Source organism: Microbacterium sp. LBN7, from assembly GCF_045690345.1.
GTDB lineage: Bacteria > Actinomycetota > Actinomycetes > Actinomycetales > Microbacteriaceae > Microbacterium.
The window spans coordinates 2,836,646-2,852,853 of sequence record NZ_CP147856.1; the positions used below are offsets into that span (position 1 = coordinate 2,836,646).

The following is a 16,208-nucleotide window of genomic DNA, read 5'->3' on the forward strand; positions in this document are numbered from 1 at the left end:
GGAGCATCCATGCGCGCCGCCGTCCTGTTCAGCCCCCATGAGCCGCTGCGGATCGAGGATGTCGAGACGCCCGCCGTCCTCGAGCCGCACGAGGTGCGCGTCGCGACGGCCGCCGTCGGGCTCTGCCACTCCGACCTCCACGTCATCGACGGTCGCGTCGCCCGACCCATGCCGATCGTGCTCGGCCATGAGGCCTCCGGCATCGTCAGCGAGGTGGGGTCGGCCGTGGCTGACGTGGTCGTCGGAGACCACGTCATCGCGTGTTTCGTCGTGTTCTGCGGCGCGTGCCGCATGTGCCGTGCGGGGAGGCCGGCCATGTGCCAGGACCGGGAGGCGACGATGCGCGGTCGCGGTGCGGAGCCGCGGCTGTCGCAGCACGGGGCCGAGGTGCAGCAGTGGACCAACATCGCCGGATTCGCGGAGGAGATGGTCCTGCACCGGAACGCGGTGACGGTGATCGACCGCCGGATGCCGCTCGACCTCGCGGCGATGCTCGGGTGCGCCGTCGCGACGGGGGTCGGCTCGGCGCGGAAGGTCGCCGGAGTCTCCGAGGGCGACCACGTGGTCGTGATCGGCGCCGGCGGTGTCGGGCTGAACGTCTGCCAGGGCGCGGCGCTCGCCGGGGCGGCGACCGTGATCGCGATCGACCGCAGCGATGAGCGCCTGCGTCTCGCCCAGGAGCGGTTCGGCGCGACCCACGGGATCAACACCTCGGTGGTGGCGGATGCCGCGGCCGCTGTGCGCGCACTGACGGACGGCGGTGCCGATCACGTGTTCGAGGCGGTCGGCGTTCCGGGCCTGATCGGGCTCGCCCTCGACGCGACGGCCCGCGGCGGGTCGGTCTGGGCGGTCGGCGTGTTCGGCGACGAGGCCGAGATCGCCTTCCCCGCCGGACATCTGCACGCCGGCAAGGGCGTGCAGGGCGTGCGCGCGGGCTCCCTGGAGCCGCAGAAGGATCTGCCTCGGCTCGTCGAGGAGTACCTCGCCGGGCGGCTCGAGCTCGACGCGCTCGCCGGTCGGCGGATTCCGCTCGACGAGATCAACGACGGGATCGCCGACCTCGAGGCCGGGGTCGGCGCCCGCACGCTGGTGGTGTTTCAGCCGATCGAGTAGCCGCCGTCGACGTTGAGGACCGTGCCGGTGATGTAGGCGGCGTCGCGGGAGACGAGGAAGCCGATCGCGCGTGCCACATCGTCGGCCTCGCCCCAGCGCGCGAGCGGGATGCGCGCGCTGATGCGCTCGAAGCGCTCGGCGTCGTCGCGTGCGCGACGGGACATCGGCGTCGCGATCCAGCCCGGAGCCACGGCGTTCACGCGGATGCCCTCCGGAGCGTAGGCCACGGCCTGCGAGCGGGTGAGCGCGACGACGGCACCCTTCGACGCCGCGTAGGCGGGGGAGTTCGCCGAGCCGAAGTAGCTCCACATCGAGGCGAAGTTCACGATCGATCCGCCGGCGTCGGCGAGGCGTGAGCGGAGCAGCTCGGCAACGGCGAGCACACCGGTCACGTTGACGCCGAGCACCGCGTCGAACTGGTCGGGCTGCCACTCGTCGTCGCGCAGCACGGCCGCGCAGGTCACCAGGGCGCTGACCGGCCCGACGTCGGCGAGCGACTCCTCGAGCGCCGCGCCGTCGCTGACGTCGCAGCGGCGGAACGTGATGCCGTCGGGGAGGTCTGCGTCGGCGTCGAGGCCCAGCGCCACGATGCGCCAGCCGCGCTCCACCAGCAGGTCGGCGACTGCCCGGCCGATGCCGGTGCCTCCTCCGGTGATCACGGCGAGCGGTTCGGTGAGGGGCGTGCTGGACATATCTTCTCCTGACGTATCGAAATTTATTCGACCGTAGCTTGACACCGGGGGAAATTTCAATGAGCATGTCTCCCGTGCCCTCATCGACGACGCTCACACCCGACCGACCCACCGCCGACGCCGCTCTCCTGGCCGATCGAGCCGCCTTCGTGCGGACCGAGACGATCCGCCTCATCGAGATCGCGAAGGTCGGACACTACAGCTCTGTCTTCTCGGCCGCCGAGATCTTCGCCGCGCTCTACTACGGCGTGATGCGCACGGATGCCGCTCGCCCCGACTGGCCCGACCGCGACCGATTCCTGATGGGCAAGGGGCATGCCGCCGTCGGTCTCTTCCCGATCCTGGCCGACCTCGGGTACTTCCCGACCGAGGTCCTCGACGGCTACACGCGCCTCGGCAGCCCGCTGGGCGACCACCCGGACATGACCAAGGTCCCCGGAATCGACTTCAGCTCGGGGTCGATCGGCCACGCGCTGTCGAACGGGCTCGGCATGGCGCTCGGCGGCCGGATGGCAGGGCGCGACTTCAGCGTCTTCGTCATGCTCGGCGACGGCGAGATGCAGGAGGGCCAGGTCTGGGAGGCCGCGCTCGGCGCCGCCCACCACCGGCTCGGAAAGCTCGTCGCCATCGTCGACCGCAACGGCTTCCAGCTCGACGGCAGCGTCGATGACGTGATCGGCATCGAACCCCTCGCCGACAAGTGGCGGGCGTTCGGGTGGAACGTCCACGAGGTCGACGGCCACGACGCGGCCGCCGTGCGCGATCTGCTGCTCGCGCTGGCGGAGCGCCCCGACGGTGCAGCGCCCAGCTGCGTCATCGCGCAGACGAAGAAGGGAAAGGGAGTGTCGTACATGGAGGAGGAGCCCGGATGGCACCTCGGATACCTCATGCCCGCCGATGCCGAGAGAGCCGTCGCCGAGATCCTGGAAGGGGGTCGGGCATGAGCGCGCCGCAGCTGGCCCAGGGCTCCTGGCAGTACCGGAGCATCAACGCGCAGAACCCGGGCCTCGACCACCTCTCCGACGGTCTGCTCGACCTCGTCGAGGCGGGAGTGCCCGTCGTCGCCGGCACCGCCGACCTGCAGTACTCGAACGGGCTGGTGAAGTTCGCGCAGCGGCATCCGGATCGCTTCGTCCAGTTCGGGATCTCCGAGCAGAACATGGTCTCGGCCGCGGCGGGGCTCGCCACGACCGGCGCCGTGCCGTTCGTGGCGACCTTTGCCTCGTTCCTCGCGCTGCTGTGCTGCGAGCAGATCCGCATGGACGTCGCCTACACCCAGCTCCCCGTGCGCCTCATCGGGCATCACACCGGCATCGCGCTCGGCTTCTACGGAACCAGCCATCACGCCACGGAGGACATCTCCGCGTTGCGCGCCATCGCGGGGCTCACGATCGTCTCGCCCGCCGACGGACCGCAGCTCCGCGCGGCGATCAGGGCGTCGGCGGACTGGCCGGAGCCGATCTACTTCCGCACCAGTCGCGGCCGCGATCCGCAGGTGTACGGCGACGACGTGGTCTTCGAGTTCGGGAAGGGCATCGAGCACGCGACCGGGACCGACCTCACGATCATCGCGTGCGGCACGCAGGTGCACCCGGCGCTCGCCGCGGCCGAGGAACTCCGGGCCGAGGGGCTCTCGGTGGGAGTCATCGACATGCCGACGATCAAGCCGCTCGACGACGAGCTCGTCCGCGCCGCCGCCGGGCGCAGCGGGGTCGTGCTCACCGTGGAGGAGCACAACGTCCTCGGGGGCCTGGGTGCCGCCGTCGCCGAGGTCATGGCGGAGGCGCCCTCCGGTGCCCGGCTCGTGCGCCACGGCATCCACGATGAGTACAGTCTCATCGCGCCGCCGACGCATCTCTACGCCCACTACCGGCTGGACGCGCCCGGCATCGCCGCCGTCGCGCGGGAGGCTCTCGCATGACCGCCGCGACCCTCCCGCACGCGCACTGGCATGCCGCCACCGAGGTGCGCCCCGGCCCGGCGGTCGTCTTCGATCTCGACGGTGTGCTCGCGGATGCGATGCACCGGCAGCACTACCTGCACCGTGAGACGCCCGACTGGGAGTCGTTCTATCGCGATGTCCACGCGGATGCCGTGATCGAGGCGGGGAGTGCCCTGCTGTCGTGCATGCGCGACGATGTGACGATCATCATCCTCACCGCCCGGGTCGACGAGGTCGCGATCGTGACCCGGGAGTGGCTCGCCGCGCAGGGGCTCCGCTTCGACCTGCTCGTGTGCCGGCCGCCGCGGGAGGACGACGACGCCACCGTCGCCGTGGACTACAAGCGGATCGAGATCGGGCGGATGCTCGCGTGGGGCATCGAGCCGATCCTCGGCATCGACGACAACCGCAAGATCATCGACATGTACGGGGAGTTCGGCATCCCGAGCCTGTATTTCCCGAGCGGCTACTACGACAGCAGCTCGCGCTACGACGGCGGCGTGTAGGCGCACGGGAGCAGACGAGGCCCGGAGGAGGGGCGGCGGGATCCCGCCGCCCCTCCTCTCATGCCGTCGTGCTCTCATGCCATCGTGGAGCGGGCGATCTGCGAGAGGCGATCGAAGAGCTCGCCGCGGGCGGGGATGTCGATCCCGTGCACCTCCGCGACGACCGAGGTCCAGGAGTGGACGAAGTAGTCCCAGCCGTCCTCGACGATGAGTTCGCGCTCCGTCCGTCGGGCTTCGGCCTGGGTGAGGAACAGCCTCGGTCCGCGGTAGTTCATGTCCCAGATGATCGAACCGAGCGGGTAGTCGACGTCGTCGGTGAGCGGAGAGCCCGGTCGATCCTTGCCCATGCCCGTCGCATTGACGAGGACGGATGCCGGGGGCAGGGCGGCGACGACGGCATCCGCCTCGCTGGGGTCGGCCGTGACATGCGGGACGACGGGGATGGGGAAGCCGATCTGCTCGTGCAGCGCGCGCATCTCCTCGAGCCGCTGCGGGGAGCGCGCGGTGACGTGGATGCGCGACGGGACCGGCAGGCCTTCGGCGGCCGCCCGGTGCAGGCCGAGCGTCGTCGCGATCGACGCGCCTCCCGCGCCGAGGAGCAGGAGCTCGCCGCCGCGATCCCAGTGGCCGTCGGGGATCAGGGCCTCGAGGGCGCGTCGGCTCGTGCGGTCGTCGAGGGCCGCGCCATGAAGCTCGCCGTCGCGCATCGCCAGGCAGCTCACCTCGTGCAGCAGGCGGGCCGAGTCGTCGAGGTCCGCGAACAGATCGCGGGCCGCCGCGAGCACGTTGAGCTTGTGCGTCGTGATGAGTCCGCCGATCGAACCGGGCTCCGCGATCACGCGCTCGACGGCGGCCCGATACTCGGCGGCAGGAGCATCGAGGGGGAAGTCGACGCCGACGAGCGTGGATCGGATGCCGAGCTCGTCCATCCACAGCGGATAGATCCGCTGCATCGCGGAGTCGGCCGTGGAGACCCCGAAGAACCAGAAGGTGGAGGTCATGCGGACGCTCCCACCGTGATGAACGGCACGCCGAGCTCGGGGATGCGCCACGCGATGTCATCCACGTCGGACAGCCGCTGGGCGAGGTCGACGGGGTCGGCGGAGTTGAACTCGAACAGACCCCAGTGGTGGCAGACCAGGGAGGGGATGCCGGCGTCGCGGCAGAGCGCCACCGCCTCCTCCAGCGTGAAGTTCCCTGGAACGCCGTGGTCGCGGCGATGCGGATCGCGGCCGTTCACGGGCAGGAGGGCGACATCGACGTTCAGGGCGCGGACGATGTCGGCCTGGCCGGGGTACGGGGCGCAGTCGCCGGAGTGGTAGATCCGCACGGAGCCGACCTCGATGACGTAGCCGAGGAACAGGTTCTGCGCGTGATCGTCGGCCGTGAGCTCCTCGTGCGCGGCGGGGACGGCGGTCACCGTGATGCCGCCGCGGCTGCGGAACGACTCACCGGCGTCGAGACCCAGCAGCCGCTGTGCCGGGATGCCGCGCGCGACGCCCTTCACCGCTTCGGAGCGGGGGACGACGAAGAGCGGGTCGCTCGCGCTCTGCAGGTAGGGGATGGACCCGAGATCCATGTGGTCCGTGTGCCCGTGCGTGCACAGCACCAGGGAGAGTCCGGTGACGTCTGAGGGGTTCACGGGGCTCGGATGCATCCGGCTGTGCGGGAAGATCCGGCCGCGGTACTTGTCGGCGAGCACGTCGCTCAGATACGGATCGATGAACAGGAGCTCGTCGCCGGAGCGGATCGCGAACCCCGCCTGGCCGAGCCACCAGAGGACGACGGCATCCTCCTGGCCGGCGGGTGCAGGGAATCGGGGGTCCAGTGGGAATCGGGCGGGCGTCATCGCAGCTCCTTCGAAAGAATTTCTCTAACGATAGCTAGCCCAGAAATATCCTGCAAGATCGAGTGGGTGGCGAGCATGGGTTCCGCGGTCTGTTGCGCGCCGTCGCAGGCGGGGTCGGGGTGAGGCGCTCTCGCCGGTGCAACGTATGCCGGAATATCAGATTTGGCCGTTGATCTGGTGATTCTCGGGGTCTGAATGTCGGTGGCCCCGGGTTGACTGGGGGTATGAACAGCACCAAGGAACTCCTGGATCGGGTCATCGCCGACCTCGATGCGGTGCTGTCCGCGGACGTGCTGGCGGGGTTGCCGGATGAAAAGCGGATGGACGTGCTGCGCGTCGCGGGAGACGCGTTCCGGCGGGTCGAGGCCGTGGTGGTGGAGACGACCGCGTCCGCACACGCGGACTTCTCGCACACGTTCGGATGCCGTGGGCAGAACGAGCTGCTGCAGCGGGTGCTGCGGACGGATGTGGCGGGCGCGACGCGGGTCGGGAAGACCGCGGATGCCGTGCGGCGGCCGATCAGCGTCAGTTCCGGGGAACGGCTGCAGGCGAGGTTTCCAGCGTTGCGAGAGGCGATGCTCGACGGGGTGATCGGTGTCGCAGGTCTCCTGGCGGCGGTGGGGCCGATCGACAAGGCGGCGCACAAGGTCGGGCGGGAGACGGTCCTCGAGGCGGATGCCCTGTTGGCGGCCTGCGCCCGCGGGTACCGCACGATGTTCGATGACTCGGTTGACCCCGTTGACGTGGATGCGGGGGGCGAAGCCGAGGCGGCCGAGGGCACTGACGAGCCAGGTCCGCCGGCGACACCGGAGGACCTGCGACAGTACGCGCAGATGATCGCCGCGGCGATGGACCCCGACGGGCCGGAGCCTTCGGATCGGAGTGCGCAGAACCAGCGGTTCTTCACGATCGGCCGCCTTCGCAACGGCCTCCACGCGATCCGCGGGAACATCCTCCCGGATGTCGCAGCCCAGATGCAGGCGGTGTTCGACGCGCAGTGCAACCCGAAGACCGACGGACCCCCGAAGCCCGGAGTGCAGTTCGAAGACAGCGAAAGCGCAAGCGACAGCGGCGGCGACAGCGAATGCGGCGGCGAATGCGGCGGCGACAGCGAAAGCGCCGGCGACGCCGGCGACGGCGCGGGCGCGGATGCGGATGCGCCTGACGGCGACGAGCCGTTCGATCGGCGCAGTTCCGCGCAGAAGCGGCACGATGCCCTCGCCGCCGCGCTCGGCATCGCCGCGCGCCATGCCGACACGCCCACGCTGGGTGGAGCATCCCCGACCCTGGTCGTCCACGTCGACGCGAAAGACCTGGCCTCAGGGCGCGGGTGGGCGACGATGGCCGGGTCGGAGTCCCCGGTCCCGCTGCATGTCGCGGCGCACACCGCCTGCACCGGCGCGATCCAGCGGGTGCTGTTCGACGGGGGGCGGATCGTGGGGATCAGCGTGACCGATCGGGTGTTCACCGTGCATCAACGGCGAGCGATCATCGCCCGTGACAGGGAGTGCCTCATCCCCGGCTGCCACGTGCCCGCGTCGTGGTGCGAGATCCACCATGTCACGAAGCATGCCCGCGGCGGTCCGACACATACCGACAACGGTGTCCCGCTCTGCTGGTGGCATCACCGATCGCTGGACTGGTCCGGGTGGGAGATCAGGATGAACGACGGAGTACCCGAGATCCGTGGACCCGCCTGGTGGGACCCTCTCGGGCGCTGGCGCGCACCGCGTCCGCGCGCCCCGCGACACCTCGCCACCGCCTGACGGGGCCGCCTGACGGGGCCGTCTGACAGAGCCGCCTGACGGAGCCGTCTGACGGAACCGTCTGACGGGGCCGTCTGACGGGGCCGTCTGACGGGGCCGTCTGACGGAGCCGGCCCGGCGTCGAGAGGATCAGTCGTCGGTCCGGAACCCCGCGGCCTTGTGCGTGCCGTCGCAGAACGGCTTGATGACCGACAGTCCGCACCGGCACAGCGCCATGGTGCGGCGGTGCGGGCGGATGAGCTCGCCCTCCGGCGTGCGCAGCTCGATCTCGCCCCGAACCAGCAGCGGGCCGTCGGGGTAGGGGGTGATCGTCGTCGGTGCGTCGTCGGCGCTCATGACGTCACCGGTCGCCGCAGGGAGGATTCGCCGGCAGCCCAGGCGTCGAGCATGTGCGCGCCCGACCAGCCGTCGACCGTGAGGCATGCGGCGGCGCCGAACATGATGTCGGCGAGCAGCTCCGGCCGATCCTCGGCCAGACCGCCAGCCAGGTCTCGCGCGGCGATCTGCTCGTGCACGGCATCCGCTTCGATGTGCTCGTCGAAGTACTCCACGACGTCCTGATCGAAGCCGAGTCGGCGCAGACCGTCGGCGTAGAGCCGGCAGGGGATCGACGAGGTCATCTCGAACGCGGCGAGGTGACCGACGACCGCGCCGACCAGGCGGCGGTTGAGCCCGAACATCGACATCATGTTGAACGACGCGAGGGTGAGCGCCGGGACCTCGTCCACGTAGGCGCCGTATGCGGCATCGAGACCCGCCGCCCGCATCGCGTTCGCGAAGAGCACTGCGTGCACGCGATGGGGGCGCCCGCCGCCGTACTCGTCGGACTGGATCTCGACGAGCGCGGCCTTGGCTCGGCCCTCGAGCCGCGGGATCGCCCAGGAGTGCGGGTCCGCTTCGCGCAGCGTGTAGACCGAACGCTGGACCAGCATCTCCTCGGCCTGCTGCGTGGTCGCCTTCCTCGCGAAGTAGCGCGACAGGCTGGGGCCCGTGTCGGCCGCGGCGAGGGCGAACAGCGCCCGCCCGACGGCATCCACCGTCGGCTCCGGGATCTCCGGCATCGGGACCGTCTCACGCAGTGCGCGCTCGAACGCGTCCTCAAGGATGCGACGGGTCGTGAGGAGTGCCGGATCCCACTCCAGGTCGGCATCGAGCTCGGGAAGAGAGCCGTACGCGGAGGAGTAGAGGAGGAAGAGGGCGAGCTGGATGTCGTCGTCGTGCACGATATCGGCGGTCGCGGCGACGGCATCCGTCGCGAGTACGGAGGTGTCGAAGCCGCCCGAGTCCTCGCCGCCGGTGAGTCGCGACAGGATCGCGTGGCTGAGCGGCCCGCGGTCCGCGAAGGCGAGAGCGGTGTCGGAGGAGAGGGTGGAAAGGGTCATGATCAGGCTCCTGGGGGTTCGAACGTTCCGAGCCTGACCCGAAAGCGACGTGCGTCCAAGGGACTTGACGCGCGGCCATCGGTCAGGCATGCGCAGCGTCTGTTCCGACACGCGACGACATGTGTCGTCACGGTGCGGAACCTCCCTTCGCCGTCTGCGGCGGTGGCGCTTATATGGGCGTACCCGCGAACGACGAAGGAGCATCCATGTCCGACACCACCGCCGAGAGCACGCACCGCGTCACCACGGAACCCGCCGCTCACCGGGTGCGCGTCACCGCCGGCGACCAGGTGATCGCGGACTCGACACGCGCCATCGTGCTGCACGAGACGAAGCATGCCGATCGCTACTACCTGCCTCGTGAAGACGTCATCTGGGATCTGCTGCAGCCGACCGAGTCCCGCAGCCACTGTCCCGTCAAGGGCGATGCGGACGACTACTGGGCCCTCCGGACCGACCCGGCCACCGACATCGCCTGGTCGTACCCGACCCCGTTCGACTACCTGGAGTCCATCGCCGGGTACGTCGCCTTCTACTCCGAGCGCGTCCAGGTGGACGCCGCGGAACTCCTGCCGCAGTGACAGCACCCGTACCGATACCCGAGGACACCGCACATGACCCTTCTCACCTCTCCGCCCGCCCGACGACGAGGCGCGCTCGCGCTCGTCGCGACGGTCAGCGCGACCCTGCTGGCCCTCACCGGCTGCGCGACCTCCTCGGCCTCGGGTGACGGCGCCGACGGAGCCGCAGAAGCCGTCTATCGCATCGGCATCACCGAGCCCGGAGCCGAGATCGATCCGCTCACCGTCGCTGACAGCGACGCGCAGCTGATCGCCGGCCTCGTCACCGAGCAGCTCGTCAGCTTCACGGCCGACGGCGAGGCGCTGCCCCGCCTCGCCACGGAATGGTCGGCATCAGAGGACGGTCTCACCTGGACCTTCACGCTCCGCGACGGTGCGCTGTTCAACGACGGCTCCCCGGTCACGGCCGCCGACGTGGTGGCGACGTTCGACGCGATCATCGGCGACGACAGCATCTCGCCGGCGAAGAGCGCGTTCGCCGGCATCCTCGATTCCGTGTCGGATGCCGGGGAGGGCCAGGTCGCGTTCACGCTCGCCCGTCCGTTCTCCGACTTCCCCCGTCTGCTCGCCGGCAACAACACCGGCATCCTCCCCGCCGACTACGAGCCCGGCACATGGCTCGACGCGCCGGTCGGAGCCGGGCAGTTCCTGCTCGAGGACTACGAGGTGGGGCAGAGCGTCACCTACGTGAAGAACCCCGACTACTGGAACGCCGACGAGATTCAGCTCGACGGCATCGAGCTGAAGATCTACAAGGATCCGCAGGCGTCGGTGCTCGCGTTCCAGGCCGGCGACATCGATCGCATCTCGGTCACCCCCGACGTGCTCGCGACGGTCGACGTGGACGACTACGACACCCTCTCCAGTGGCTACAGCTACTTCTACGGCATCCATCTCGATGTCACGAAGGCGCCCTTCGACGACCCCACGATCCGCGAGGCGCTCGCGTGGGCCGTCGACCGACAGGGCATCGTCGACAACGTCTACGGCGGAACCGCCGCGGTCGGCAACGACTACCCCGTGCTGCCGGACTACCTGCCGCAGCCGGAGGGCATCCCGCAGCGCGAGCAGGATCTCGAGAAGGTCGCCGACCTGCTCGACGGGCGCACGGTGTCGTTCACGATCACGACCTCGTTCCAGCTGTTCGGCGAAGTGCTGCAGCAGCAGCTCAACGCGGTCGACGGGTTCGACGTCGAGCTCGAGGTCCTCTCGGACGAGCAGTACTACGCCGAAGGTGCCGACTCCCCGTGGCTCAATGCGCCGCTCACGGTGACCAGCTGGGGCAAGCGCGTGCCGTCGCAGTACTACGGTCTGTTCTACGCCGAGGGTGCCGCCTGGAACGCGGCGCACTACGCCAACCCGGAGCTGGCCCGACTCGTCACCGCGTTCGACGCGACGACCGATGAGACCGAGCGGCAGGAGCTCCTCACCGAGATCTCCGAGATCCAGTGGACCGATGTGCCGACCATCATCCCCGCCCTGGTGCGCTCCGAGGTGCTGGAGAGCAAGCGGGTGACGGGCGAGTTCATCGCCCCGATCGACTTCTGGTCCGGCTACAACTTCGCCGGCATCTCCGTCGAAGGGAAGTGAGTGCGATGACCGTCGGCTTCTCGTCGGATGCGCCTGCCTCGGCGCAGGCGAACGCCCGACGAGGGCTGGCGGTCCTCCGCTCCCGGCACAGCCAGGTGCCGCGCCTGATCGGCCAGCGTCTCCTCCAGGTGCCCCTCGTGCTGCTGGTGGTGTCGGTGCTGGTGTTCTGGCTCATCAAGATCGTGCCCGGCGACCCCGGTCGCAATGCCCTCGGGCAGTACGCCACGGCCGAGCAGGTGCAGGCCTGGAACGAGGCGCACGGCCTGACCGGACCGGTCATCGAGCGCTACTTCTCCTGGCTGATCGGCTTCGTCACCGGCGACTGGGGGACGAGCCTCATCTACGGCGCCCCCGTGCGGGACCTCGTGCTCGAGCGGCTCGGCAACTCCCTCTTCCTGGGGGCGGTGGCGTTCGTGATCCTCGTGCCGGTGGCGTTCGCGCTCGGCGCGCTCCAGGCGCGGCGGGAGGGCTCGCGCACCGACCGTGCCCTCACGGTCGGGCTGATGTCGCTCGCCTCGGTGCCGGAGTTCGTCGTCGGCGTGCTGCTGCTGATCGTGTTCAGCCTGACGCTCGGGTGGTTCCCCATCCAGTCGTCGATCAGTCTCGACGGCCCTCCCGGCGACGTGCTCCGCGCGCTCGTGCTGCCGGCGGTCACGCTCGCGCTCGGCTACCTCTCCGTGCTGGCGCGGATGACTCGCACCGGCGTCCTCGAGACGCTCGATTCGCAGTACTACCGCACGGCCGTCATCAAGGGACTGCACGGCCCGCAGCTCACGCTGGGACACGTCGCGCGCAACGCCGTGATCCCGACGGTCTCGCTGCTCGGCATCTACCTCGGCAGCCTCCTCGGAGGCAGCGCGATCGTCGAGACGCTCTTCGGGTATCCGGGGCTCGGTGCGCTGCTCGTCTCCGCCACGGTCGAGAAGGACATCTTCCTGCTCGAATCCGGCGTGATGGTGACGGGCGTGATCTCGCTGCTCGCCCTGCTCCTGACCGACATCGCGCTCGTGCTGATCGACCCCCGCGTCCGCTTCGAAGAGGGGGAATGACGATGACCATCGCCGCATCGCGTCCGGATGCCGAGATCGCCGAGCTCGTGGTGACGCCGAAGGCGGGATCATCGCGACTCCGGCGCTGGCGCCTGCTCATCGCGCGACCGAGCTTCACGATCAGCGCCGTCATCGTGCTGTTCTGGGTCTTCGCCGCCGTCGGCTGGCGACTGCTCGGCCTGGACCCGTTCGGCGACACCGGCGAACGACTCTCGCCGCCGAGCGCCGCGCACCTGTTCGGCACCGACCGGATCGGACGCGACGTGTTCGCGCGCGTGCTGGCGGGCGCGGAACCCGCTCTGCTGGTCGGACCGTTCGGCGCCGCCCTCGCCACCGCGCTGGGATCCACCCTCGGACTCATCGCCGGCTTCCGCCGCGGCTGGGTCGACCAGCTGTTCATGCGCGGCTTCGACATCTTCCTGACGCTGCCGACCCTGATCTTCCTGCTCGTCATCGTCGGCGCGTTCGGCGGGAGCCCTCTCACGATCATCATCGCCGTCGGCATCCTCTTCGCTCCCGGCATCGCCAGGATCGTGCGGGCGGCCGTGCTCGTCGAGATGGGCAAGCAGTACGTTCCGAGCGCACGCATCCAGGGCGAGAGCGCGGTCCGGCTGGTCTTCCGCGAGCTGCTGCCGAACGTGTGGCCCCAGATCCTCGTGCAGGCGACGCTGAGCATCGCCGGTGCGATCTTCATCTCGTCGTCGCTGTCGTTCCTCGGACTCGCCTCCGCGCCCCCGTCGCCGGACTGGGGGCTCGCGGTCAACGAGAACCGCACCTACCTGCAGGCCGCGTGGTGGACACTCGCGTTCCCCACGCTCGCGATCGCCTCGCTGGTGGTCTCCCTCAACCTGATCGCCGACAACTTCCGAGAGGTCTTCCGACGATGACTGAACCCCTGGTGAGCGTCCGCGGGCTGACCGTGGACTACGAGGTCGACGGTCAGCGGCACCGCGCGGTCGACGGTGTCGACTTCGACGTGGCACCCCACGGAGCGCTGGGACTGGTCGGCGAGTCCGGCTCCGGGAAGAGCACGATCGCGTTCGCGCTGGCACGCTTCCTCCCCGCGGGAGCGGTGATCGCTGCGGATCGCCTCACGGTCGACGGCGTCGATGTGCTGAGCCTGGGCCCGCGCGCCCTGCGCGACTACCGGCGCACGCGGATCGGCTTCGTGTACCAGGAGCCGTCCCGGGCGCTGAACCCCACCCGCACGGTCGGCAGCCAGGTAGCCGAGACCTACCGACTGCAGGGGCTGCGGGCGGCGGACGCCCGGAAGGCGACCCTCGCGGCCTTCGACGACGTCGGTCTGCCCGACCCCGGGCAGCTCGTGCACCGCTTCCCGCACGAGCTCTCCGGAGGGCAGCAGCAGCGCGTCGTGATCGCGATGGCGCTCGCTGCGGACCCGCGGCTGCTGATCCTCGATGAGCCGACGACCGGCCTCGACAGTCGCGTCGAGGCCGAGGTGATCGCGCTCGTGGGGCGGCTCCGTCGCGAGCGCGGTTTCGCGACCCTGCTCATCAGCCACAACCTGCCGCTCGTCGCGAGCCATGCGGAGCGCATCGGCGTGCTCGAGCGCGGGAAGCTCGTCGAGTACGGCGAGGCGGGCGACGTGGTCGAGCGACCGCAGCATGCCTACTCGCGGCTGCTCGTCGACGCGGTCCCGCCTCTCGATGCGCCCTCACGACCGGGGGTCTCGTCGCACGCCGAGGCCCTGCTCTCGGTGCGCGGGGTGACCAAGCGCTACGGCTCGGCCCTCGCGCTCGACGGCGTCGACCTCGACATCGGCCGCGGAGAGGTCCTCGGTCTGGTCGGCGAGTCCGGGAGCGGCAAGACGACGCTCGGCCGCGTGATCGCCGGCCTCGCTCGCGCGGAAGGGACCGTGACGCTCGAGAAGACGGATGCCGCGTCGAAGGTGCCCGTGCAGTTCGTGTTCCAGAGCCCCGACGCTTCGCTGAACCCGCGCCGGACGGTGCGCCAGACTCTCGCCCGCTCGATCCAGCTGCTGCAAGGCGAGACCGATCCGGAGGAGCTCGCGCTGTCCACCGGCCTCCGGCCGGACGTGCTCGACAAGCTCCCCGACGAGCTCTCCGGCGGCCAGAAGCAACGGGTCGCGATCGCCCGGGCGTTCGCAGGACGCAGCCCGCTCGTGATCTGCGACGAGCCGACCTCCGCACTGGACGTGAGCGTGCAGGCGAAGGTGCTCGACCTGCTCATCGAGCTGCAGGAGCGCACCGGCGTCTCGTACCTGTTCATCACGCACGATCTCGCGGTGGTGCGCCGCATCGCCCACCGTGTCGCGGTGCTGCACCACGGCCGCATCGTCGAGACCGGCGCGGTCGACGACGTGCTCGGCGACCCCCGGCATCCCTACTCGGCATCCCTCGTGGATGCCGCTCGCAGCCTGCGCGGCGACACTGCGCGAAGCGTCCCGGAGATCGTCGCCGCGTGAGGCGCCGCTGACCGCGCGCGAATCGGGAGGCTCCGCGCGCGGTCAGCGAACGGCTTGCACCTGCGAGCGGATCTCCGCGCCCTCCGCGACATCGATGCGATCCCAGAACAGCAGCGCGCGCTCGCGGATCGCCGGATCGACGATCTCGGCGAGCTGTGAGACCACGGTCGCGCGCAGCCGCTCGCGCCCCGCGTCGTCGAGCACCCGGCGCACGAGGTCGCCGGCCTGGCGGAAGTCGTCGTCGGGATCCCAGCTCCGGGCGCGCCGGGCGAGATCCTCGTCCCAGCCGGCGTCGACCGGCGCGAACGGCACGGCCGCCCGCCTCGCGTATTCCTCTTTGACGCGGTGCTGGTGGAAGCGCCAATAGGCGTCGATGCGGGAGAGCAGCATCGGGTCGGGGCTCGGCCCGATCCCGGGCACGAAGCTCGAGGGCGCGAACGCGGCCTGCTCGATCTCGGCCAGCTCGTCGTCCGGGTTGCGATCGAGCACGAGCGTCCCGACCTCGATCAGCGGGTACTCTGCCCGGGGCCAGACCTTCGTCAGGTCGAAGGCGTTGAACGCGTCGGTGCGCGCATCCTCGTAGGGCATCACCTGCACCGACACCGTCCAGGACGGATTCTCGCCGCGGTCGATCGCCGCGCGCAGATCGGCGCGCTGGTGGTCGACCTCGGTGTCGGCGATCGCGTCGGCCTGCTCGTCGGTCAGGTACGCGATGCCCTGATCCGTGCGCAGATGGTACTTGACCCAGAAGCGCTCGCCCGCAGCGTTCACCCACTGATAGGTGTGCGAGCCGAAGCCGTCCTGGTGTCGCCAGGAGCGGGGGATGCCGCGGTCGCTCAGCAGCCAGGCGACCTGATGAGCCGTCTCTGGGTGGGTCGTCCAGAAGTCCCACAGCCGGTCGTAGTCGAAGACCGTCCCGTCGCGGTACATCTTGTGCGCCACGACGAGCGAGGCGAACGTGGCCTCGTCGCGGAGGAAGAACACGGGGGAGTTGTTGCCGACCAGGTCGTACTCGCCGTCGTCCGTGAGGAACTTCACGGCGAAGCCCCGCAGGTCCCGCCATGCCTCCCGGCTGCCGCGGAACCCCACCGTGGCGGAGAACCGCACGACCACGTCGACACGGGTGTCGGGCTGGAACAGCGATGCGGCGGTGAAGGCGCTCACATCCCCGGTCGTCTGGAAGAAGCCGAGGGCGCCGCCGCCCTTCGAGTGCCGGATGCGCACGGGGACCGGGCCGGGATCGGCGGCCGGATGGTCGGCACGTCGCGGCGCGGTCCCCGTGCTGGTCATCG

Annotated in this window: 16 protein-coding genes; 10 read left to right on the forward strand and 6 right to left on the reverse strand. The window is 70.2% G+C overall.

Annotated features, from left to right (window positions below; genetic code table 11):
• Nucleotides 1-9: 9 nt before the first annotated feature.
• Nucleotides 10-1,113 (forward strand): zinc-binding dehydrogenase, encoded by a 1,104-nt coding sequence (locus LBN7_RS13635; RefSeq protein ID WP_407359952.1) that lies wholly within the window; start codon nucleotides 10-12, stop codon nucleotides 1,111-1,113.
• On the opposite strand, the gene LBN7_RS13640 is transcribed toward LBN7_RS13635, so the two are convergent.
• Nucleotides 1,098-1,805 (reverse strand): SDR family NAD(P)-dependent oxidoreductase, encoded by a 708-nt coding sequence (locus tag LBN7_RS13640; protein WP_407359953.1) that lies wholly within the window; start codon nucleotides 1,803-1,805, stop codon nucleotides 1,098-1,100. The two genes, LBN7_RS13635 and LBN7_RS13640, sit on opposite strands and share 16 nt — an antisense overlap.
• A gap of 74 nt (nucleotides 1,806-1,879) precedes the next feature.
• Between LBN7_RS13640 and LBN7_RS13645 the strand changes: the two genes are divergently transcribed.
• Genes LBN7_RS13645 through LBN7_RS13655 form a run of 3 tightly spaced genes read left to right on the forward strand, consistent with a single transcriptional unit; the run spans nucleotide 1,880 to nucleotide 4,253 of the window.
• Entirely contained in the window at nucleotides 1,880-2,749 is an 870-nt protein-coding gene (locus tag LBN7_RS13645) for a transketolase (protein WP_341947618.1), read from the forward strand.
• Nucleotides 2,746-3,726, forward strand: coding sequence for a transketolase family protein (locus tag LBN7_RS13650; RefSeq protein ID WP_407359954.1), 981 nt, complete (start codon nucleotides 2,746-2,748; stop codon nucleotides 3,724-3,726). The genes LBN7_RS13645 and LBN7_RS13650 overlap by 4 nt, the downstream gene beginning before the upstream one ends.
• The gene (locus LBN7_RS13655) at nucleotides 3,723-4,253 is read left to right on the forward strand and encodes a hypothetical protein (protein WP_407359955.1); all 531 of its coding nucleotides are present in this window, start codon (nucleotides 3,723-3,725) and stop codon (nucleotides 4,251-4,253) included. The genes LBN7_RS13650 and LBN7_RS13655 overlap by 4 nt, the downstream gene beginning before the upstream one ends.
• Nucleotides 4,254-4,327: 74 nt before the next feature.
• On the opposite strand, the gene LBN7_RS13660 is transcribed toward LBN7_RS13655, so the two are convergent.
• On the reverse strand, nucleotides 4,328-5,254 hold the full coding sequence (locus LBN7_RS13660) for a shikimate dehydrogenase (protein WP_407359956.1): 927 nt from the start codon (nucleotides 5,252-5,254) through the stop codon (nucleotides 4,328-4,330).
• Nucleotides 5,251-6,102: an MBL fold metallo-hydrolase gene (locus tag LBN7_RS13665; protein ID WP_407359957.1), complete on the reverse strand. Its 852-nt coding sequence runs from the start codon at nucleotides 6,100-6,102 to the stop codon at nucleotides 5,251-5,253. The genes LBN7_RS13660 and LBN7_RS13665 overlap by 4 nt, the downstream gene beginning before the upstream one ends.
• 224 nt (nucleotides 6,103-6,326) lie before the next feature.
• Here LBN7_RS13665 and LBN7_RS13670 point away from each other — a divergent pair, with 224 nt between their 5' ends.
• Nucleotides 6,327-7,868, forward strand: a complete 1,542-nt coding sequence (locus tag LBN7_RS13670; protein WP_407359958.1) for a DUF222 domain-containing protein — start codon at nucleotides 6,327-6,329, stop codon at nucleotides 7,866-7,868.
• A gap of 129 nt (nucleotides 7,869-7,997) precedes the next feature.
• Here LBN7_RS13670 and LBN7_RS13675 read toward each other — a convergent pair whose 3' ends face one another.
• Nucleotides 7,998-8,204: a CDGSH iron-sulfur domain-containing protein gene (locus LBN7_RS13675; RefSeq protein ID WP_407359959.1), complete on the reverse strand. Its 207-nt coding sequence runs from the start codon at nucleotides 8,202-8,204 to the stop codon at nucleotides 7,998-8,000.
• Nucleotides 8,201-9,250, reverse strand: a complete 1,050-nt coding sequence (locus LBN7_RS13680) for an iron-containing redox enzyme family protein (protein ID WP_407359960.1) — start codon at nucleotides 9,248-9,250, stop codon at nucleotides 8,201-8,203. Before LBN7_RS13680 ends, LBN7_RS13675 begins: the two co-directional genes overlap by 4 nt.
• Before the next feature lie 206 nt (nucleotides 9,251-9,456).
• On the opposite strand from LBN7_RS13680, the gene LBN7_RS13685 reads away from it, so the two are divergent.
• From LBN7_RS13685 to LBN7_RS13705, 5 genes are read left to right on the forward strand one after another with little or no spacing between them, the layout of a single operon-like run.
• Entirely contained in the window at nucleotides 9,457-9,831 is a 375-nt protein-coding gene (locus LBN7_RS13685) for a DUF427 domain-containing protein (protein ID WP_407359961.1), read from the forward strand.
• A gap of 33 nt (nucleotides 9,832-9,864) precedes the next feature.
• The gene (locus tag LBN7_RS13690; RefSeq protein WP_407359962.1) at nucleotides 9,865-11,421 is read left to right on the forward strand and encodes an ABC transporter substrate-binding protein; all 1,557 of its coding nucleotides are present in this window, start codon (nucleotides 9,865-9,867) and stop codon (nucleotides 11,419-11,421) included.
• A 5-nt stretch (nucleotides 11,422-11,426) separates the two neighbouring features.
• Complete coding sequence (locus LBN7_RS13695; protein ID WP_407359963.1) at nucleotides 11,427-12,470, forward strand: ABC transporter permease; 1,044 nt, start codon at nucleotides 11,427-11,429, stop codon at nucleotides 12,468-12,470.
• A 2-nt stretch (nucleotides 12,471-12,472) separates the two neighbouring features.
• Nucleotides 12,473-13,357, forward strand: a complete 885-nt coding sequence (locus LBN7_RS13700; RefSeq protein WP_341947628.1) for an ABC transporter permease — start codon at nucleotides 12,473-12,475, stop codon at nucleotides 13,355-13,357.
• On the forward strand, nucleotides 13,354-14,916 hold the full coding sequence (locus LBN7_RS13705) for an ATP-binding cassette domain-containing protein (RefSeq protein ID WP_407359964.1): 1,563 nt from the start codon (nucleotides 13,354-13,356) through the stop codon (nucleotides 14,914-14,916). Before LBN7_RS13700 ends, LBN7_RS13705 begins: the two co-directional genes overlap by 4 nt.
• A gap of 42 nt (nucleotides 14,917-14,958) precedes the next feature.
• On the opposite strand, the gene LBN7_RS13710 is transcribed toward LBN7_RS13705, so the two are convergent.
• Nucleotides 14,959-16,206 carry a catalase gene (locus LBN7_RS13710; protein WP_407359965.1) on the reverse strand — a complete coding sequence of 416 codons (1,248 nt, stop codon included), beginning with the start codon at nucleotides 16,204-16,206 and terminating at the stop codon, nucleotides 14,959-14,961.
• Nucleotides 16,207-16,208 lie beyond the last annotated feature (2 nt).